General features: G+C 55.1%; 13 protein-coding genes. 8 read left to right on the forward strand and 5 right to left on the reverse strand.

Annotation, left to right across the window (positions count from 1 at the left end; translation table 11 throughout):
* Nucleotides 1–36 precede the first annotated feature (36 nt).
* A complete protein-coding gene (locus FZZ90_RS04275) occupies nucleotides 37–510 on the forward strand; it encodes a DUF2062 domain-containing protein (RefSeq protein ID WP_226424524.1) in 474 nt (157 codons plus the stop codon).
* On the opposite strand, the gene FZZ90_RS04280 is transcribed toward FZZ90_RS04275, so the two are convergent.
* Nucleotides 507–2,840 carry a bifunctional (p)ppGpp synthetase/guanosine-3',5'-bis(diphosphate) 3'-pyrophosphohydrolase gene (locus FZZ90_RS04280; RefSeq protein ID WP_226425011.1) on the reverse strand — a complete coding sequence of 778 codons (2,334 nt, stop codon included), beginning with the start codon at nucleotides 2,838–2,840 and terminating at the stop codon, nucleotides 507–509. The two genes, FZZ90_RS04275 and FZZ90_RS04280, sit on opposite strands and share 4 nt — an antisense overlap.
* A gap of 20 nt (nucleotides 2,841–2,860) precedes the next feature.
* Here FZZ90_RS04280 and FZZ90_RS04285 point away from each other — a divergent pair, with 20 nt between their 5' ends.
* Complete coding sequence (locus FZZ90_RS04285) at nucleotides 2,861–4,501, forward strand: ABC transporter ATP-binding protein (protein ID WP_226424525.1); 1,641 nt, start codon at nucleotides 2,861–2,863, stop codon at nucleotides 4,499–4,501.
* Between the two features lie 4 nt (nucleotides 4,502–4,505).
* On the opposite strand, the gene FZZ90_RS04290 is transcribed toward FZZ90_RS04285, so the two are convergent.
* On the reverse strand, nucleotides 4,506–5,507 hold the full coding sequence (locus tag FZZ90_RS04290; RefSeq protein WP_226424526.1) for an RluA family pseudouridine synthase: 1,002 nt from the start codon (nucleotides 5,505–5,507) through the stop codon (nucleotides 4,506–4,508).
* On the reverse strand, nucleotides 5,504–6,370 hold the full coding sequence (gene ylqF, locus FZZ90_RS04295; protein WP_226424527.1) for a ribosome biogenesis GTPase YlqF: 867 nt from the start codon (nucleotides 6,368–6,370) through the stop codon (nucleotides 5,504–5,506). Before ylqF ends, FZZ90_RS04290 begins: the two co-directional genes overlap by 4 nt.
* A 118-nt stretch (nucleotides 6,371–6,488) precedes the next feature.
* On the opposite strand from ylqF, the gene pgk reads away from it, so the two are divergent.
* Complete coding sequence (gene pgk, locus FZZ90_RS04300) at nucleotides 6,489–7,694, forward strand: phosphoglycerate kinase (protein WP_226424528.1); 1,206 nt, start codon at nucleotides 6,489–6,491, stop codon at nucleotides 7,692–7,694.
* An 8-nt stretch (nucleotides 7,695–7,702) separates the two neighbouring features.
* Here pgk and FZZ90_RS04305 read toward each other — a convergent pair whose 3' ends face one another.
* Nucleotides 7,703–8,071, reverse strand: coding sequence for a hypothetical protein (locus FZZ90_RS04305; RefSeq protein ID WP_226424529.1), 369 nt, complete (start codon nucleotides 8,069–8,071; stop codon nucleotides 7,703–7,705).
* A gap of 215 nt (nucleotides 8,072–8,286) precedes the next feature.
* Between FZZ90_RS04305 and FZZ90_RS04310 the strand changes: the two genes are divergently transcribed.
* From FZZ90_RS04310 to FZZ90_RS04330, 5 genes are all read left to right on the forward strand, one after another.
* Complete coding sequence (locus tag FZZ90_RS04310; protein WP_226424530.1) at nucleotides 8,287–8,751, forward strand: prepilin-type N-terminal cleavage/methylation domain-containing protein; 465 nt, start codon at nucleotides 8,287–8,289, stop codon at nucleotides 8,749–8,751.
* A gap of 119 nt (nucleotides 8,752–8,870) precedes the next feature.
* Entirely contained in the window at nucleotides 8,871–10,142 is a 1,272-nt protein-coding gene (locus FZZ90_RS04315) for a type IV pilin protein (RefSeq protein WP_226424531.1), read from the forward strand.
* 1 nt (nucleotide 10,143) lies between these two features.
* Nucleotides 10,144–11,796, forward strand: coding sequence for a GspE/PulE family protein (locus FZZ90_RS04320; protein WP_226424532.1), 1,653 nt, complete (start codon nucleotides 10,144–10,146; stop codon nucleotides 11,794–11,796).
* A gap of 27 nt (nucleotides 11,797–11,823) precedes the next feature.
* Nucleotides 11,824–12,882 (forward strand): type IV pilus twitching motility protein PilT, encoded by a 1,059-nt coding sequence (locus FZZ90_RS04325; protein WP_226424533.1) that lies wholly within the window; start codon nucleotides 11,824–11,826, stop codon nucleotides 12,880–12,882.
* On the forward strand, nucleotides 12,879–14,036 hold the full coding sequence (locus FZZ90_RS04330; RefSeq protein ID WP_226424534.1) for a type II secretion system F family protein: 1,158 nt from the start codon (nucleotides 12,879–12,881) through the stop codon (nucleotides 14,034–14,036). Before FZZ90_RS04325 ends, FZZ90_RS04330 begins: the two co-directional genes overlap by 4 nt.
* On the opposite strand, the gene pilM is transcribed toward FZZ90_RS04330, so the two are convergent.
* Nucleotides 14,033–16,207, reverse strand: coding sequence for a type IV pilus biogenesis protein PilM (gene pilM / locus FZZ90_RS04335; RefSeq protein WP_226424535.1), 2,175 nt, complete (start codon nucleotides 16,205–16,207; stop codon nucleotides 14,033–14,035). The two genes, FZZ90_RS04330 and pilM, sit on opposite strands and share 4 nt — an antisense overlap.
* Nucleotides 16,208–16,209: the final 2 nt, after the last annotated feature.

Below are 16,209 nucleotides of genomic sequence, written 5' to 3' on the forward strand. Positions count from 1 at the left end.
TCCATACCTAGGATCCAGCCGATTTCCGCAGGGTTCATGCGCCGGTTGCTGCGCCTCAGTCGCCTCCGGATGCGCCGTGGGGTCCTCTGGTTGTGGAGACAGGAAGGAACCCCAGGCCAACGAGCTCGCGGCTTGGCCGCTGGCGTGTTCTGCGGCTGCTACCCCTTCTTCGGGCTGCAGATTTTCCTCAGCGTGGGTGTTGCCAGCGTGGTGCGGGGTAACCACCTGCTCGCCGCCGCAGGAACCCTGGTGAGCAATCCCCTCACCTATCTGCCCCTCTACTGGTTCAACTACTTGGTGGGCTGTCAGCTGCTGGGGCCCGGCCAGGGCGGGATCAACCTTTCAGAGCTGAATCGCAGCAGCCTGTGGGCCCAGGGATGGGAGTTCAGCCAGCGCATCCTGCTGGGCTCCACCATTGTGGGGATGGTGCTGGCGATCGCCAGCGGCTGGATCGCCTACCGCCTGTTTCTGCGGCGTGAAGCCCGTGCAGCCCTCAGCCAAGGCAGCTAACTCGTGCCCACCCGGGCAATCCCGATCACATCCGCCATCGAGCGGATCTGGTCCATGGTGCGGCTGAGCTGATCTGCACCCTCCAGCTCAACCCGCAGATCAATGCGGGCGGGTTTGCCAGCTGCAGTGGTCACCCGAGCATCACTGACGTTGATGGCGCCATCGGAGAGACGCAGCAGGATGTCTTTGAGGATGCCGACGCGATCGATCACCTCGATCCGCAGCTGCACCGGGAAGCGCTGTTTTTCCTGTTCGGCTTGGGTGGTGTTCCAGCGCACGGGAAGCCGCCGTTCCCGCGGGATCGTCTCCACGTTGGAGCAGTCCTGCCGGTGAATGGTGATGCCGTGGTTGCCGAGGGCCACCGTGCCCACGATCAACTCGCCCGGCAGTGGACTGCAGCAGCCACCAAGACGGTAATCCAAGCCCTCCAGACCAAGAATCGCCCCTTCGCCTCCGGACCGATCCGGAGACGCATCCCGCGATGGCACCAGCGCCGCGGCGACGTCTTCATTGCTGGGTGGGGCCTGCTGCTGTTCCGCCAGCAGACGCATCTCCTCCCGCAAACGGTTGAGCGCCTGCTGCAGCGTGATATCTCCAAACCCAAGTGACGCCAGCAGGTCTTCGGTGGTGGGCACATTGCAGCGCTGCGCCACCCGCTGCATCGCCTCACTGTTCAGCAGGGCATCGAAGCCATCACGGCCCAGCTCCCGCTCCAGCAGATCCTTGCCCCGTTCAATCGTTTCGTCCCGATGGCTGCGCTTGTACCACTGGCGGATGCGGTTGCGCGCCGTCGGCGTGGCGACGAAGTTCAGCCAATCCAGGCTGGGGTGGGCCGTCTTACTGGTGAGCACCTGAACGAAATCACCGTTCTGCAGCGGTGTCGCCAACGGGCAGAGCCGATCGTTGATGCGAGCGCCATGGCAGTGATTGCCCACCTCGGAGTGAATGCGATAAGCGAAATCAACGGCGGTTGCCCCCTTGCGCAAACCGAGCACATCGCCCTTCGGGGTAAAGACGAAAACCTCCTCGTCAAACAGGTCTTCCTTGATCGAGGAGAGGTAGTCGTTGTGATCGTCGTTGCCGCCTTCCTGTTGCCAATCCACCAGCTGACGCAGCCAGTTGAACCGCTCCGCATCGCTGCTGCTGCTGGCCGGCGAGCCGCCTTCCTTGTATTTCCAGTGGGCCGCAATCCCGAATTCGGCCACATGGTGCATCTCAAGTGTGCGGATCTGCACTTCGATCGGGCGATGTCGACCGATCACCGCGGTGTGCAGGGATTGATAGCCGTTGGGTTTCGGCAACCCGATGTAGTCCTTAAACCTGCCGGGAATCGGGCGAAAGGTGTCGTGAACCACCGCGAGGGCGCGGTAGCAGCTCTCAACATTGGGAGTGAGGATCCGCAACGCCGCCACGTCGTAGATCTCGTGGAACTCCTTCTGCTGGCGCTGCATCTTGCTCCAGATGCCAAACAGATGTTTGGGGCGACCACTCACCTCGCAGTGGTCTAGGCCGGCCCGTTCCAGCCGCTCGTTCAGCAGCCCCACGGTGACGCCGAGCCGTTGCTCACGCTCACTGCGCTTGGTGGCCACCTCCTCCTGAATTTCGCGGAAGGCCTCCGGTTCCAGCAATTTGAAGGCCAGATCCTCCAGCTCCCACTTGAAGCGGCCGATGCCGAGGCGGTTGGCGAGGGGGGCATAGATCTCGCGGGTTTCACGGGCGATCCGCTGGCGCTTCTCTTCCTTCAGCGCACCCAGGGTGCGCATGTTGTGCAAGCGGTCCGCCAGCTTCACCAACACCACACGGATGTCGCTGGCCATCGCCAAGAACATCCGGCGCAGATTCTCCGCCTGAGCTTCCGTGCGGTCGTTGAAATGGATGCCGCCGAGCTTGGTGACACCTTCCACCAGCTCACGTACCTCGGAACCGAAGTGGAGCTCGATCTGATCGGGGGTGACGTCGGTGTCCTCGACCACGTCATGGAGGAACCCAGCAGCGATCACCGGGGCACTGGCACCGATGTCCCGCAACAGATCAGCCACCGCCACCGGATGGACGATGTAGGGGTCTCCACTGGCGCGGAACTGGCCTTCGTGGAGCTGAAAGCCGAAATCAAAGGCCGACACCAGCAGCGCCTCGGCATCGGTGGGGCAGCTCTGGCCAATGCCAGGCGGCACATTGGCGATGCACTCCCGCAACCACTCAGGCAGAGCGATGCCGTAATCCTCCGGATGACGGACGGGATGGCGCCGTACTTCGGGCAACGCGCAGCGCACCTTGGCCGAACCCGTGCTGGTTCGGGGCTCTTTGGGTGTGGAGGCAGCGTTGAGCATCCGACCCATCGGGTCAATCCATGGTATTCAGTGCAGGACCCCCTGTCGCTCCAGCCGCACTGTTCATGGGCCGGCCTGTTCTGGAACTCGAACAGCTGAGACTGCGCTACCCCGGCAGTGAACACTGGACGCTGGATGGGCTGGATTTGAGCCTCGAGCCGGGAGAGACCCTGGCCTTGGTGGGATCTTCAGGCTGCGGCAAAAGCACAGTGGCCCGGGCCGTGATGCAGCTGCTGCCGCAGGGAACGGTCTGTGAAGGACGGCTGGCCTTGACCGGCCAGGATCCACGCCAGCTCAAGCGCCCACAGTTGCGGCAGCTGCGGGGCGAAGCCGTCGGTCTGGTGTTCCAGGACCCGATGACGCGGATGAATCCGCTGATGAGCGTGGGCGGTCATCTGATCGACACCCTCAGGGGCCACCGGCCTCACACCACCGCCGCGGCTCACCAGGAACGGGCCCACGAACTGCTGGAACGGGTGGGCATTGGGGCCAACCGCTTCCGCGCCTACCCCCATGAGCTCAGCGGTGGGATGAGGCAGCGCCTGGCCATTGCCCTGGCGATCGCCCTAGAACCACCACTACTGATCGCCGATGAACCCACCACCAGCCTGGATGTGGCGGTGGCAGGACAGGTCATGGCCGAGCTCAGCGGTCTCTGCAAGGAACTGGGCAGTGCGCTGCTGCTAATCAGTCATGACTTGGCCATGGCCGCCCGCTGGTGCGAGCGCATGGCGATGCTCGACGGCGGACGCAAGGTGGAGGACGGCCCCAGCCATCAACTGCTCAGTCGGCCGCAGTCGCCAGTGGGGCAACGGCTGGTGGCCTCCGCCCAGGCCCGGGAAGGGGGACGCTCACCGGCACTTCCCGACAACAACAGCGTGCTGCGGGTGGAGGAGATGCGCTGCTGGCACGCCGTGGGGGGCGCACCTTGGTCGCCCGTCTGGCTGAAGGCGGTGGATGGGGTGAGTTTTGAGCTCAGGGCCGGGGAAAGCCTGGGAGTGGTGGGAGCCTCCGGCTGCGGCAAGAGCACCCTCTGCCGTGCCCTGATGGGGCTCAATTCCATTCGTGGCGGACGGGTCGACCTGCTCGGCCAGGATCTGCTGAGCCTGCGGGGAGAAACGCTGCGCTCAGCCCGCCGGGCTCTCCAGATGGTGTTTCAGGACCCTCTGGCCTGCCTCAATCCGGCCCTGCAGGTGGCGGATGCGATCGCCGATCCGTTGCTGATCCATGGCCTCTGCTCCAAAGCAGCAGCCCGGGAGGAAGCACGCCGCCTGCTGGAGCGGGTCGGCCTCAGCCCGGCCGAGCGGTTTCAAGACCGCCTGCCGAAGCAGCTCTCCGGCGGCCAGCAGCAGCGGGTAGCCATCGCCCGCGCCCTTGCCCTGAAACCCAAGGTGCTGATCTGCGACGAGAGCGTGAGCATGCTCGATGCGGAGGTGCAGGCGGATGTGCTCGCTCTGCTGCGGGAGCTGCAGCAGGAGCTGGGCCTGGCGATCGTGTTCATCACCCACGACCTCTCAGTGGCCAGTGGCTTCTGTCACCGGGTGATGGTGCTGGACCAAGGGAAGGTGGTTGAGGAGGGTCCAGGGGATCGGATCTTCAGCGCACCTCAGGCGCCAATCAGCCGGACCCTCGTGGAGGCCTGTCCAAGGCTGCCGCGTTAGGCCCTCAGCCCGACGCTGCGCGCCGTCGCAACACCCCCAACAACTTCTCCATCACCGGAGGCAGGGGCGCTTCAAACACCATTCGCTCTCGGGTGATCGGATGGTCGAGCCCCAACTGCACGGCATGCAGGGCCTGGCCTGGCAGCTCGATCGGCAATTTGCGGCAGCGGCTGTAGGTGGGGTCCCCCACCACGGGGTGGTTCATGTGGGCGCAGTGGACGCGGATCTGATGAGTCCGACCGGTGTCGAGCTTGAAGCGCAACAGGGAGTAGTCGCCGAGACGCTCCACCAGGGTCCAGTGGGTGCAGGCATAACGGCCGTTCTCAGAGCTCACCACCGCGTACTTCTTGCGATCCGCCGGATGACGGCCAATGGCGCCAACGATCGTGCCGGAGTCGCCGTCAGGCACGCCATGAACGACAGCGAAGTATTCGCGGGAGGCGATCCGTTTCTGGATCTGCACCTGCAGCCGCACCAGGGCCTCCTGACTCTTGGCGATCACGATGCAGCCGGTGGTGTCTTTATCGAGACGGTGCACGATCCCCGGCCGCAGCTTGCCGCTGATGCCAGGCAGATCCGGGCAGTGATGCAACAAACCATTCACCAGGGTGCCGTCCTTGTTGCCGGGCGCTGGATGCACCGTCAGGCCTGCCGGCTTGTTGAGCACGATCAGATGGTCGTCCTCAAACAGCACATCCAGATCCATCGGCTCCGGCTTGAGATACGGCAGCGGCTCCGGTGGCGGCATCCACAGCTGCACCTCATCGCCCTGGCGCAGAGGCGTTTTGGCCTTTCCGGTCTTGCCGTTGACGCGCACGTAGCCCGCGTCAATGAACTTCTGAATCCGGGCCCGACTCTGCTCCGTGCGCTGGCTCACCAACCAACGGTCCAGCCGCATCGGCAGCGGTTTGGGATAGGCCAGCGTCAGCAGCTCCCCCTCACCCTCCCCAAAGCGATCGGTGAAGGTCTCTTCCGGCAACGGAGGCCTTTTCCAATGAGGACTCACGCCGGCAACTCCAGGGCGATGCTGCCGAGGGTGGACTTGCGGAAATCATCCAGCAGCCGCTGTGCCATGCGCGCTGTTTCACCAGAGGTGTGGCGGGCCGCTGCGGCCTCCAGCCAGAGGGCGGGGTCCGCCGTTTCACCGCTCAGGGGAATGCCGTAGCGCTCTTGTAGAAGCGGAATCGTCACCCCGGCCGCAGCCTGCGCTGCCGCATCAAGCAGCAATTGCAGGAAGGCCTGAGCCACGAGCTCACCGTCGTAGGCGGCCTGACCGATGTCGTCGCAGAGGGCAAGCCGCAGGGCCGCCTGCTGGTCATCAAGCCGAGGGGGCAAGACCCCGGGCGCATCGAGGAGGTCCAGGTCTTGCCCCAGACGGACCCAGCGCAGGGTGCGTGTCACCCCGGCCCGCCGGGCACTGGCCACCACCTTCTGCCGCACCAAGCGGTTGATCAGGGCTGACTTACCGACGTTGGGGAACCCCAGGGTGAGGGCACGCACCGGTCTGGGCCGCATGCCCCGGTTGCGGCGGCGTTCGTTGAGCTGATCCCCGGCGCGGATGGCTGCCTGCTGCACCTGCTTCACGCCGGTCCCGGCCTTGGCATCACACCAAACCGTCTTCTGCCCCTGGGCCTTGAACCAAGCCTCCCAGGCCTCTTTTGCGGCCGCGGTGACCATGTCGCGACGGTTGATCACCAACAGATGCTGCTTGCCCTTCAACCAGCGGTTGAGATGGGGGTGGCCCGTGGCCAGAGGAATGCGGGCATCACGCACCTCAATCACCAGATCCACCTTGTCGAGATGGCGCTTGAGCTGCTGCTCCGCCTTAGCGATGTGGCCGGGATACCACTGGATCGTTGGGGTGCTCACGAACGCAAACGCACAGAACAGACGGACAGCCGGAACAAATTCACTTTGACCTCGCCGGCGCTATCGCCATTCACACGGGTTAATCTCACCCCGTTTTCTTACCGCACGACACAACCCTATGGCGAAGCGTTCCCTGGCCAGCCTCAACGCCGGCGACCTGAGCGGCAAACGCGTTCTCGTGCGGGTTGACTTCAATGTGCCCCTGAATGACGCCGGTGCCATCACCGACGACACCCGCATCCGTGCCGCCCTGCCCACGATCAACGACCTGATCGGCAAGGGAGCCAAGGTGATCCTGTCCGCTCACTTCGGCCGTCCCAAGGGCCAGGTGAATGACGCCATGCGCCTCACCCCCGTGGCCGCTCGCCTGAGCGAACTGCTGGGCAAGCCCGTGGCCAAGACCGACAGCTGCATCGGCCCCGACGCCGAAGCCAAGGTGGGCGCCATGGCCAACGGCGATGTAGTGCTGCTGGAGAACGTGCGCTTCTTCGCTGAGGAAGAGAAGAACGAAGCCGGTTTCGCTGAAAAGCTGGCAGGCCTTGCGGATGTGTATGTGAACGACGCCTTCGGCGCCGCCCACCGTGCCCATGCCTCCACCGAAGGCGTGACCAAGTTCCTCAAGCCCTCCGTGGCTGGGTTCCTGATGGAGAAGGAGCTGCAGTACCTGCAGGGTGCTGTGGATGAACCCAAGCGTCCCCTGGCTGCCATCGTCGGCGGCTCCAAGGTGAGCTCCAAGATCGGCGTGCTCGACACCCTGATCGACAAGTGCGACAAAGTGCTGATCGGCGGCGGCATGATCTTCACCTTCTACAAAGCCCGCGGCCTCTCGGTGGGCAAGAGCCTTGTGGAAGAGGACAAGCTGGAACTGGCCAAGGAGCTGGAAGCCAAGGCCAAGGCCAAGGGCGTGCAGCTGCTGCTGCCCACCGACGTGGTGCTGGCTGACAACTTTGCCCCCGATGCCAACAGCCAGACCGCGGACATCAATGCCATCCCCGACGGCTGGATGGGCCTCGACATCGGCCCCGACTCGATCAAGGTGTTCCAAGACGCCCTGGCCGACTGTCAGACCGTGATCTGGAACGGCCCCATGGGCGTGTTCGAGTTCGACAAATTCGCGGCTGGCACCAACGCCATCGCCACCACTCTGGCGGCCCTGAGCGGTAAGGGCTGCTGCACGATCATCGGCGGCGGTGACTCCGTGGCAGCCGTCGAAAAGGCTGGCCTGGCCGAGAAGATGTCTCACATCTCCACCGGCGGTGGCGCCAGCCTCGAGCTGCTGGAAGGCAAGGTGCTGCCTGGTGTAGCAGCCCTCGACGCCGCCTGATCAGACGTTCAGGCCTGGAGCTTCCGGCCTTTGGCATCGCGCTTGTTGCCGGTGCGGGCCGGAAGCCCCAGCTGATTCCGCACTTTGTTCACGTATGCCCGGTAGTCCTGCTTAAGGGACTTCCGGGCTTTTTTCATCTGACGACGGCACGTCTTCAGCGCATCAGCGGATGCTGCGGCATCGATGCAGCGCTGCTGGCTCTGCAGCAGCTCCAGCCGACGCTGGTAGTTGTCCTTGGCCCAGGTCTTGCGGGCCTGAAACAACACTTGGCTCTGCTCCGGGGACAGATGACTCCCCGCTGCTGCCGATGAAGCCGTCGAGATCACCGGTGCCGCCAAGACGGCCGACAAGGCGAGGGAAGCGGTGGAGATGCGCATGGATCAGGCCTTCACAGTGCACTCACTGTGGCGCCATGCGTCGATCAGGATCTGAATGCTTTGCCATGAGTCATGACCAGATGTGACCTGAGCCTGGGCTTCGTGGGGTTGGGTGCTCTCGGCTTGCAAAAACCGCTTAGGGGATAACCAACGCAAGGAGTGACGTTGACAGCCCAAGACGGACTAAGGAAAATAAAGGAAGTCTTGAACGAAACATGAGCCTTCTCCAGGCCTACCTGCGCAACCCAAAAACGCAACGCGTTCTCAGCCGGAAGCCTGGCGATAAAGGCTTTTCACTGATTGAGCTCGTCGTCGTCGTGGCAGTGCTTGCCATTCTTGCAGCAATTGCCGTCCCAGCGTTCATGGGGATGAATGAACAAGCTGCCGATGCAGCGATGGATGCCAACCTAAAAAATGCCTACAAAGAATGCGCATTTCAAATAGCAAGGCAAGCCAATAATCGCGGCCTGGCCTACCCCAATTTTGACTTTCCAGGAGATGATGGTTTTTACACATACACATCAAACTCAATCAACCAAGCCCAAACGCATAACTGCTATTCATCAGCTGCGGGCGCCGCAACAACTCTCACCGCAACGAAGGCCAACGCGACAGCGGGCTACAACGGGAACGGTGCCTACACCATTGACGTTCTGATAGGCACTCGAGCCAACCCTTAATGATTTAGCGGTCAAGACTGACAGCAATCATGATCCCCTTTGCCCTCAACTTCTGCAGGTCAAGGCCTCTGAAGCATTGCAGACAAAGTGGCTTGTATTGCACTCGCAACAGCGAAGGAATGACCATCCTGGAGCTTGTTGCTGTTGTTGGAATTATCAGCATTCTTGCAGGAATAAGTGTCCCAAGAATTGGCGACATGATGACTTCCTCGAAAATTGATGAAGCCAAAGCACTGCTAAATACAGCAGCAGCCGATTGCCTCCAAAAGAATCGACTGAACGAAAACGACAAAGACACAATTGATGCATCGATTATTTCTGATCAACGCGTGAATCCGATCGGATACAGGATAGACACATCAAATAACGCAGATAAATGCAGCTACTTTCAGCTTATTCCACTCAACGAAAACGACAATATCCGTTTTCCAATTGGCTTTTCTGTCTCAGATGGATCGCTGAACAAATTCGCCACTCCAACTTCGACCAACACGGGCAGCATGAACTCCTGCAATCGCTGGGCTGGAGTGAATTGCAAACAAGACGACAGCCTCAAAGATCTTGTGAAGTGGAAGCAAAGCATTGCCACTGCACGAGCAACCTGCGAAAGCGAGTACGACAAATGGCTAACAGAAAAAAATACACAGCCAGTTGAATTCACACGTTGGAACTCCAATGCAGACAAAGGATGCCCCGACAGACCGCCTCAAGATGGCTCAACCTCATACAAGACGGATCCCACCTGCACCCCCAACGGCTGCAATAGAACGGTATATGGCCTTGATGGAGAATTTGTCGGTCTCCAATACTCAGACTACGAGCGTGCACGAGACTCCAAATATGGAACAGCCTGTAAAAAGTGGGAGGAGAGCAAAAAACTCGAAAGCTACACAAATGACCCGCCTAATCAAGCACAAGAACTGATACCAGAATGCGGAACACGTCAATATTGGTTTTACAAAGGAGTCGACCTAAAAACCAAGAAAGACTTTGACGACGCAATCTGCCAGGACAATCTTGAGAAAGAGAAGCAAACGAGCGGGAAAAGGACAGTGCAAGGCTGCGGAAATCAGATTTACTATTTCAGCAACGGCAAAATAAACGAATCAGAAAAAGATTACAAAGAGTCCTCATGTGACATCGAAAAATACGAAAAAGCGCAAGCAGGCAAGAATGGCTTCTTCACAACCACAGAAAAAGGGGCTACAGGATGCGGTGACTTCTGGATCTGCAACCAAGAAATAATTAATAGCGAAGCAAGTTACAACGAAAAATGCCAAGACAAACCTAAGGAGAACAGCTGCAGCGCTCCAGTGCCTGAATGCGACGAGCCCTCATACTTCACTCACCCGGCATGCGAGACATACAGCAGATGCATGGGGCGAATATAGGATGCAAGCTAATACATTAGAAATAAGAAAACTTATTGATGAAATATTCGCGCTACAATGGTGCCGAGAGAACATTGTCGTCCCCCTAGGAAAAGAAAAAAATCAAACAACAGGCACTGAAAAGCTAACTGTAGCGATTGGCAATTTCAGCTATTTGGGGACAATTGGTGATTTCATCAAGACGAGAGCCGCCAATGCGGGGCTTGAGTGTCAATTCATTGAAAAGCCAGCACACGAAATTCAAGCCTTACTCGATCAAGCAACACAACAGCGTCTAATTAGCGGCGAGAGTAATGCACTAGATGGCATTGAATTTAGCGATGATGCTGTCCTTGATGCACTCAAGGGAGTTGAAGATGACAATGGAAGTCAGGACTTTGACTTTGATTTTGATGATAGTGACGAACAGATTATCGAAGAAGAAGCGATTGACTTGTCAACAGAGATGCTCGGAAGCAAAATACAGCAGGCTGCTGCAAAGATCCTTATTCATGCAGCACGCTCAGGTGTCTCTGACATCCATGTCGAACCAAGGCGAGAGGAATACAAAGTAAGAGTACGGAGGGATGGTGTAATGCAAAGCTATTTGAGTATGCCCAGGTCAGCGGGCATCAAATTTACGGCATGCCTCAAAAACATGGCACAAATGGATATTGCCGAACGACGTGCATCACAGGATGGGAAAATACGCCGCAAATTTGAAAGTCAAACTATGGAATTCCGCTGCGCAACAGCACCTGGGAAATTCGGAGAGAAAATGGTCATGAGGTTCCTAAACAGCAATTCAGACATGTTGAGCCTGGATACACTCATTTCCAACGAAACAGTACGCCAAGACCTCAGATCCATCATCAACGAAGCAAATGGAATCATTATTGTTTCTGGACCTACAGGCTCAGGCAAATCAACAACCTTGGCCTCAGCACTACGAGAAAAAGACACTGGTGAACTTAATATTGTAACCGCAGAAGATCCGATTGAATACGATCTAGGTGGCAACATTCAACAGTTTCCTGTCATTAGAGCCAAAGGGCAAACATTTGCCAATCTTTTGCGGACTTTCCTGCGGCAAGATCCTGATGTGATTCTGATTGGTGAAACACGGGATCCGGAAACTGCTGAATCGTCCATGGATGCTGCAGAAACGGGGCACCTCGTCTTCACAACACTGCACGCCAACAGCGCAGCAAGTTCATTAACGCGATTAATGGATATGGAAGTTCCTCCTTACAAACTGAATGCTTCACTACGGGGAGTACTCGCGCAACGGTTGCTGAGGAAAGTCTGTCCCGAATGCAGCGTTCAACGCCCAGTTAACGAATCCGAGAGTCGCTTCACTGGGCTCCCTGTCGGGATTTCTGTACGCTTTGCGAATGCATTGACGGCAGAAGACAAGCAAAAACGCAAAGAAGAGGGGACTCTCTGCACACGCTGTGGCGGCACGGGTTATCAGGGTCGTATTGGAACCTACGAGCTGATGAAGGTCAATCGAGCAATTCGAGAAGCCATTAAACAAGAAAAATCATCTCACGAAATTGAATCGATTGCCGAAGGTAATGGCATGCTGACCTTGAAAACCTATGCCGTTGACTTAATTGCAAAACAGCTCACAACAATCTCAGAATTGCAGAAAATCTGCAATACTGATGCTTAATCAACCATGGATACCCAGAGGGAACCAATGAGCCTCGCTCGCCAAATCGTTGATTTTGCTATCAAAGCAGGGTCATCCGATATACATTTAGAAGAAGGCTCACCAATAGCAATACGAGTCAATTCGGACATTCGTATTCTTGAGAATGTGCTTGGTCCAAATGACATGAGCCGACTCCTTTCAGAGATTGTGAGTGAAGACAAACTTCAGAAATACGAAAAAACAGGAGACTTAGATACGTCAATAGGACTTAAAGGGCTTTCAAGAATAAGAATTAATGCATACATGGCCAACGAGAAGCGTTGCTTAACCCTCAGAATCCTTCCTGATAGCTTGCCTAAGTGGCAGGATCTGGGCTTACCACAACCATTCATTGACCTCACCGAAAAACACCGAGGTCTGGTCCTTTGTACTGGTCCTACTGGCTCGGGTAAATCGACAACTCTTGCCGCCTTTATCAATTGTGTTTTAGAAACTCAAAAAAGGCATATTCTCACCATTGAAGATCCAATTGAATTTGAGTTCAAGCATTCCAAAAGCTCTATAATTCACCAAAGGGAAGTAAAAAGAGACACGCAAACATTTGCATCTGCGCTACGTGCGGCGCTAAGAGAAGACCCTGATGTAATTTATATCGGAGAAATGCGAGATCTCGAAACAATTCAGCTGGCCATTACTGCTGCAGAGACAGGTCATCTGGTTCTTGGCACGCTACACACATCATCAGCCGCAAAAACTGTGGAGCGTATTGTTGATGTTTTCCCTGGTGACCAGCAGGAACAAGCTCGACTTCAGGTGTCTACGTCGTTACTCGGTGTGATGACTCAGACACTGTGCAAAAACAAAAAAGGGAAGCGATCCCTAGCCTATGAGCTGATGATTAATACGCCCGCAATTGCCAATCTCATCAGAGAGAGAAAGATTGGCCAAATTTATTCTCAATTGCAAACTGGGAGTAAAGATGGCATGAACACTCTCGAGCAGTGCCTCAAGGCACTTGTAGATGAAGGCGAAATCAGCCAAAAGGAAGCTCTGGGCAAAGCATCAAACCCAAAAGCATTAATGGGCGATGGTGAACAACGATGATTCAATACGGCAACTCAAAACCATCTCAATACTCAGATGATAGACAGAGAGATAATACAAGCAAAAATCTGAGGGTCAAAAGCAAAAATCAACCACCAGCGGCAAAACTCAAAGTACCACAAAAAGATTTACTGATATTTTTTAGACAGCTTTCTGTGATCCTTGAAAGTGGTGTAGCACTGGCCCAAGGAATGCTTTTGATTGCGGAGAACATGACTAATGCAAAGCTCGCGTATTGTGTCCAGACAATTGCATTCCGACTTAATGCAGGCGAAGAGCTCTCATCCAGCTTGAGGCTGTACCCAAAAGTCTTTGAACCCATTGCGATTGGATTAATTGAGGCAGGAGAAGCTGGTGGAATCCTGGGTGAGGTACTTGACCGAATCGCAATGCTCTTAGAAGAGCGTGCAAAAATTAGGGGCCAAATCATCGGAGCACTTATTTATCCAGCTTTAGTGTTACTTCTGGCAGTAAGCATCAGCCTAGGCCTACTTATATTTATCGTACCAAGATTTAAAAGTATGTTTGATGGACTAGGCGCTGAACTACCAGCGCTAACATCATTCATGCTAAAACTTTCAAATTTCGTGACTTCAATAACATTTGCAGTAGGCGCGCCCTTGATTATTGTCATTGGATTCTATGTATTTAGAAACTACTACAATACCAAGGCGGGAAGATTACTTGTTGATACCAATATTCTTAAAATACCACTTTTCGGAGATCTTTTGCTCCGCTCTGAAGTTGCAGGCATGTGCGATACACTCTCAACACTCGTCAATTCAGGAATCCCGATTGTCGAAGGAATTAATCGATGCATTTCAGCCAGCTCGAATGAATTGATTCGCCAAACACTTCGAAAATCAATCCTTCTGGTCACACAAGGGCAAGAGCTTAATTATTCAATGGGTCGTAGCGATGTGTTCCCAAAACTAGTGATTTCCATGATCAAGATCGGGGAAGAGACAGGTCAGTTAAGTTTTATGCTTGAAAAATTAGCAGTGTTTTACAAACGTGAAGTCGAAGCGACTGTTTCAGCATTAACCAAAGCGATGGAACCTGCGGTGATTTTCGTTGTCGCAGGAATCGTGGGCACAATAGTCATATCACTATATTTGCCAATGTTCAGATTAATAACTGAAATGGGAGGCTAACTATCATCATTTGCAAAACGGAGCTCTCCAAGATCTTCCAGATCTTCAGACGAATCCAAGTTATCACTAGCTGTCTCCTCATCATCTACTAGTGGTTGCTGGCCCTGAATAGCTTGATCCGAAATATTCAAATCAGGAATCTGATATTCGTCGTTTTGATCAGCCGTAGACTCTTCAGACAAAGAAGATTGACCAAAATACTCAGAGCTTGATTGCTGAGATTGAGTAGGCTGTTCAAGAACAATTGAATCCATCAACTGATCAGATTCCAGTTCTTCCAAATGGTCTCTTGGATTCAAAGTAGAGACAGCTGGGTCCTCAACAACAGCCAAATCAACAACCTCTTCCTTCTTCTCAAAATCAATCGAGGGCCAATCAAGAATATCATCTTGTGTTTGAATATCTTGCCCCGAGATTGGGACATTTTGTTCAATCGATGCAATTGATGGCCACTCAGTTTCAGGGGTAGAAGCATCAACCCGGGAAGTAATTTCATCGGATCCGACCATTACATTCATCGGAAATATGTCCAAAGATGCATTCACAGCCTCAAAGGAAGTCTGATCCTCCTGAGCGACAGGGGTGGCCTTCAACGAGGACAATTGCTCTTCAGATGAATCTGCATCCTCGACGATTTCATGATCCAACGAAAGCTCTACTTCGTGCACAGAACTGGGCAACTCCCCATGGTCGATCAAGGAGCCTTGCTGGGTTTCCTTGAGAGCATCCTTCAAAGATGCTTCGTCAAGGCTGAGAGGAGTTTCCAGCAAGCTGGTTAACTCCTCAGCTTCGTAGCTAGAGGCCGGTGAATCGTTCAAATGAGCAGGTTGATCTGCAGAATCAGTATCGCAAATTAGTTTTCCATCATTATCCTTATGATCCTCAATTGCAGGTTTAGATTTCACCTCAACTGCAACAAGATCCAAGCCAGTCTGTGCCTCTGACGAACTCAAAAGATCAGCAATAGCTACAGCATTATTTGAATGACAAGAATTTTGCTCGACAAGCTTCTGAACTTCCAAAGAGCAGGCCAGAAGTTGATCATTAGGAAGAAGACCAAGCGCCAAACCAGTCAGACGACCAAGTCCTGATTGCGGCAACAAACCATCCATCGAAAGACCGCCCAAACCAGTTACTGCTTCAGAACGTGAAAGCACTACGTTTAAACCCAAAAGCTCTCCCAATAAGTCAGTAAGCAGGGGATGAGAACTATTCACACCAGTCAGGATCAAGCGTCGAATCTGAGCGCCAGGAAGCTTGAGATGAAAGCGCTCGAAAGAGGCTCTCAGATCAGACAAAAGTACACGTAAATCGAGCTCTGAAAGAGGCAGATAGTTTTCATCTTTGAAGAGAATATCCTCCGCAATCAAGCCAGAATCAATAGCAACCTCTTGCTGTTCAGACTCTAAATCTACATCGGGAACACTACGAATCGCAGCTAACCGCTCTGATCCCAAGAGGCCGGAGCAGGAAACCAGCATTAGATTGCTGCAATCAGGAAGAAGTTCTAGAACCAGATCTACTTGTTGAGGAGCCAAGGTAATTAGATCAGCAGCATGATTCCGCAACTGACTATGACTACCAAGCTCCAACAGCTGTAGCTCTAGATCTGCAACCTGAAGCATCTCCACAATTGGATCGACAAGCACCTCAGGTATGGCTGTGAGCATATAAAGACGCTTGCCACCAACTTGCTGGGCCTCTGTCGGCGTGTAAACAGGGAAAAGATCAAAATCCGTTTGGGTTAACGGAAATGGAATCTGCAGGCCGTTGGCTGGATTTAGCACATACTCGCGTGCTTCCTCCGTTGTGAGGGTTGCCGGCAAGTCAAGAAGACGCTGAAAGGCCAACTCAGGTGGCAACACAACTGCAACACGATGGGCAGGAATCTTCTTCTCAGCACAAAAATCCTGGATAAGACCAGCCATCTTCAATGGATCCACGGGCACGCCACGGTCCAAGGCTTCTGGAGGAAGAGAGAACGAGCTGATATGACTTAACTGCACTCCCGACTGCATCAGCGTCGCTTCCGCCATCATCAAAGAAGCAGGCCCAAACTCCAACAACAGAACACGCTTGGAGATTCGGCGACGCAGCGAAAGCAGTCGTGTAGTGACCAGACTGAGGTCAAGACCAAAAAAGGTGGATCCCACCGTGGGTGTTGCGGTCATGG

It is taken from the genome of Synechococcus sp. MU1617, from assembly GCF_020514235.1.
Taxonomy (GTDB): domain Bacteria; phylum Cyanobacteriota; class Cyanobacteriia; order PCC-6307; family Cyanobiaceae; genus Parasynechococcus.

Excerpts from the sequence above, each read along its gene's own strand:
- FZZ90_RS04275 (WP_226424524.1), top strand. The coding sequence starts at position 37 with ATGCGCCGGTTGCTGCGCCTCAGTCGCCTCCGGATGCGCCGTGGGGTC.
- FZZ90_RS04280 (WP_226425011.1), bottom strand. The coding sequence starts at position 2,840 with ATGCTCAACGCTGCCTCCACACCCAAAGAGCCCCGAACCAGCACGGGT.
- FZZ90_RS04285 (WP_226424525.1), top strand. The coding sequence starts at position 2,861 with ATGGTATTCAGTGCAGGACCCCCTGTCGCTCCAGCCGCACTGTTCATG.
- pgk (WP_226424528.1), top strand. The coding sequence starts at position 6,489 with ATGGCGAAGCGTTCCCTGGCCAGCCTCAACGCCGGCGACCTGAGCGGC.
- FZZ90_RS04305 (WP_226424529.1), bottom strand. The coding sequence starts at position 8,071 with ATGCGCATCTCCACCGCTTCCCTCGCCTTGTCGGCCGTCTTGGCGGCA.
- FZZ90_RS04310 (WP_226424530.1), top strand. The coding sequence starts at position 8,287 with ATGAGCCTTCTCCAGGCCTACCTGCGCAACCCAAAAACGCAACGCGTT.
- FZZ90_RS04315 (WP_226424531.1), top strand. The coding sequence starts at position 8,871 with ATGACCATCCTGGAGCTTGTTGCTGTTGTTGGAATTATCAGCATTCTT.
- FZZ90_RS04320 (WP_226424532.1), top strand. The coding sequence starts at position 10,144 with ATGCAAGCTAATACATTAGAAATAAGAAAACTTATTGATGAAATATTC.
- FZZ90_RS04325 (WP_226424533.1), top strand. The coding sequence starts at position 11,824 with ATGAGCCTCGCTCGCCAAATCGTTGATTTTGCTATCAAAGCAGGGTCA.
- FZZ90_RS04330 (WP_226424534.1), top strand. The coding sequence starts at position 12,879 with ATGATTCAATACGGCAACTCAAAACCATCTCAATACTCAGATGATAGA.
- pilM (WP_226424535.1), bottom strand. The coding sequence starts at position 16,207 with ATGACCGCAACACCCACGGTGGGATCCACCTTTTTTGGTCTTGACCTC.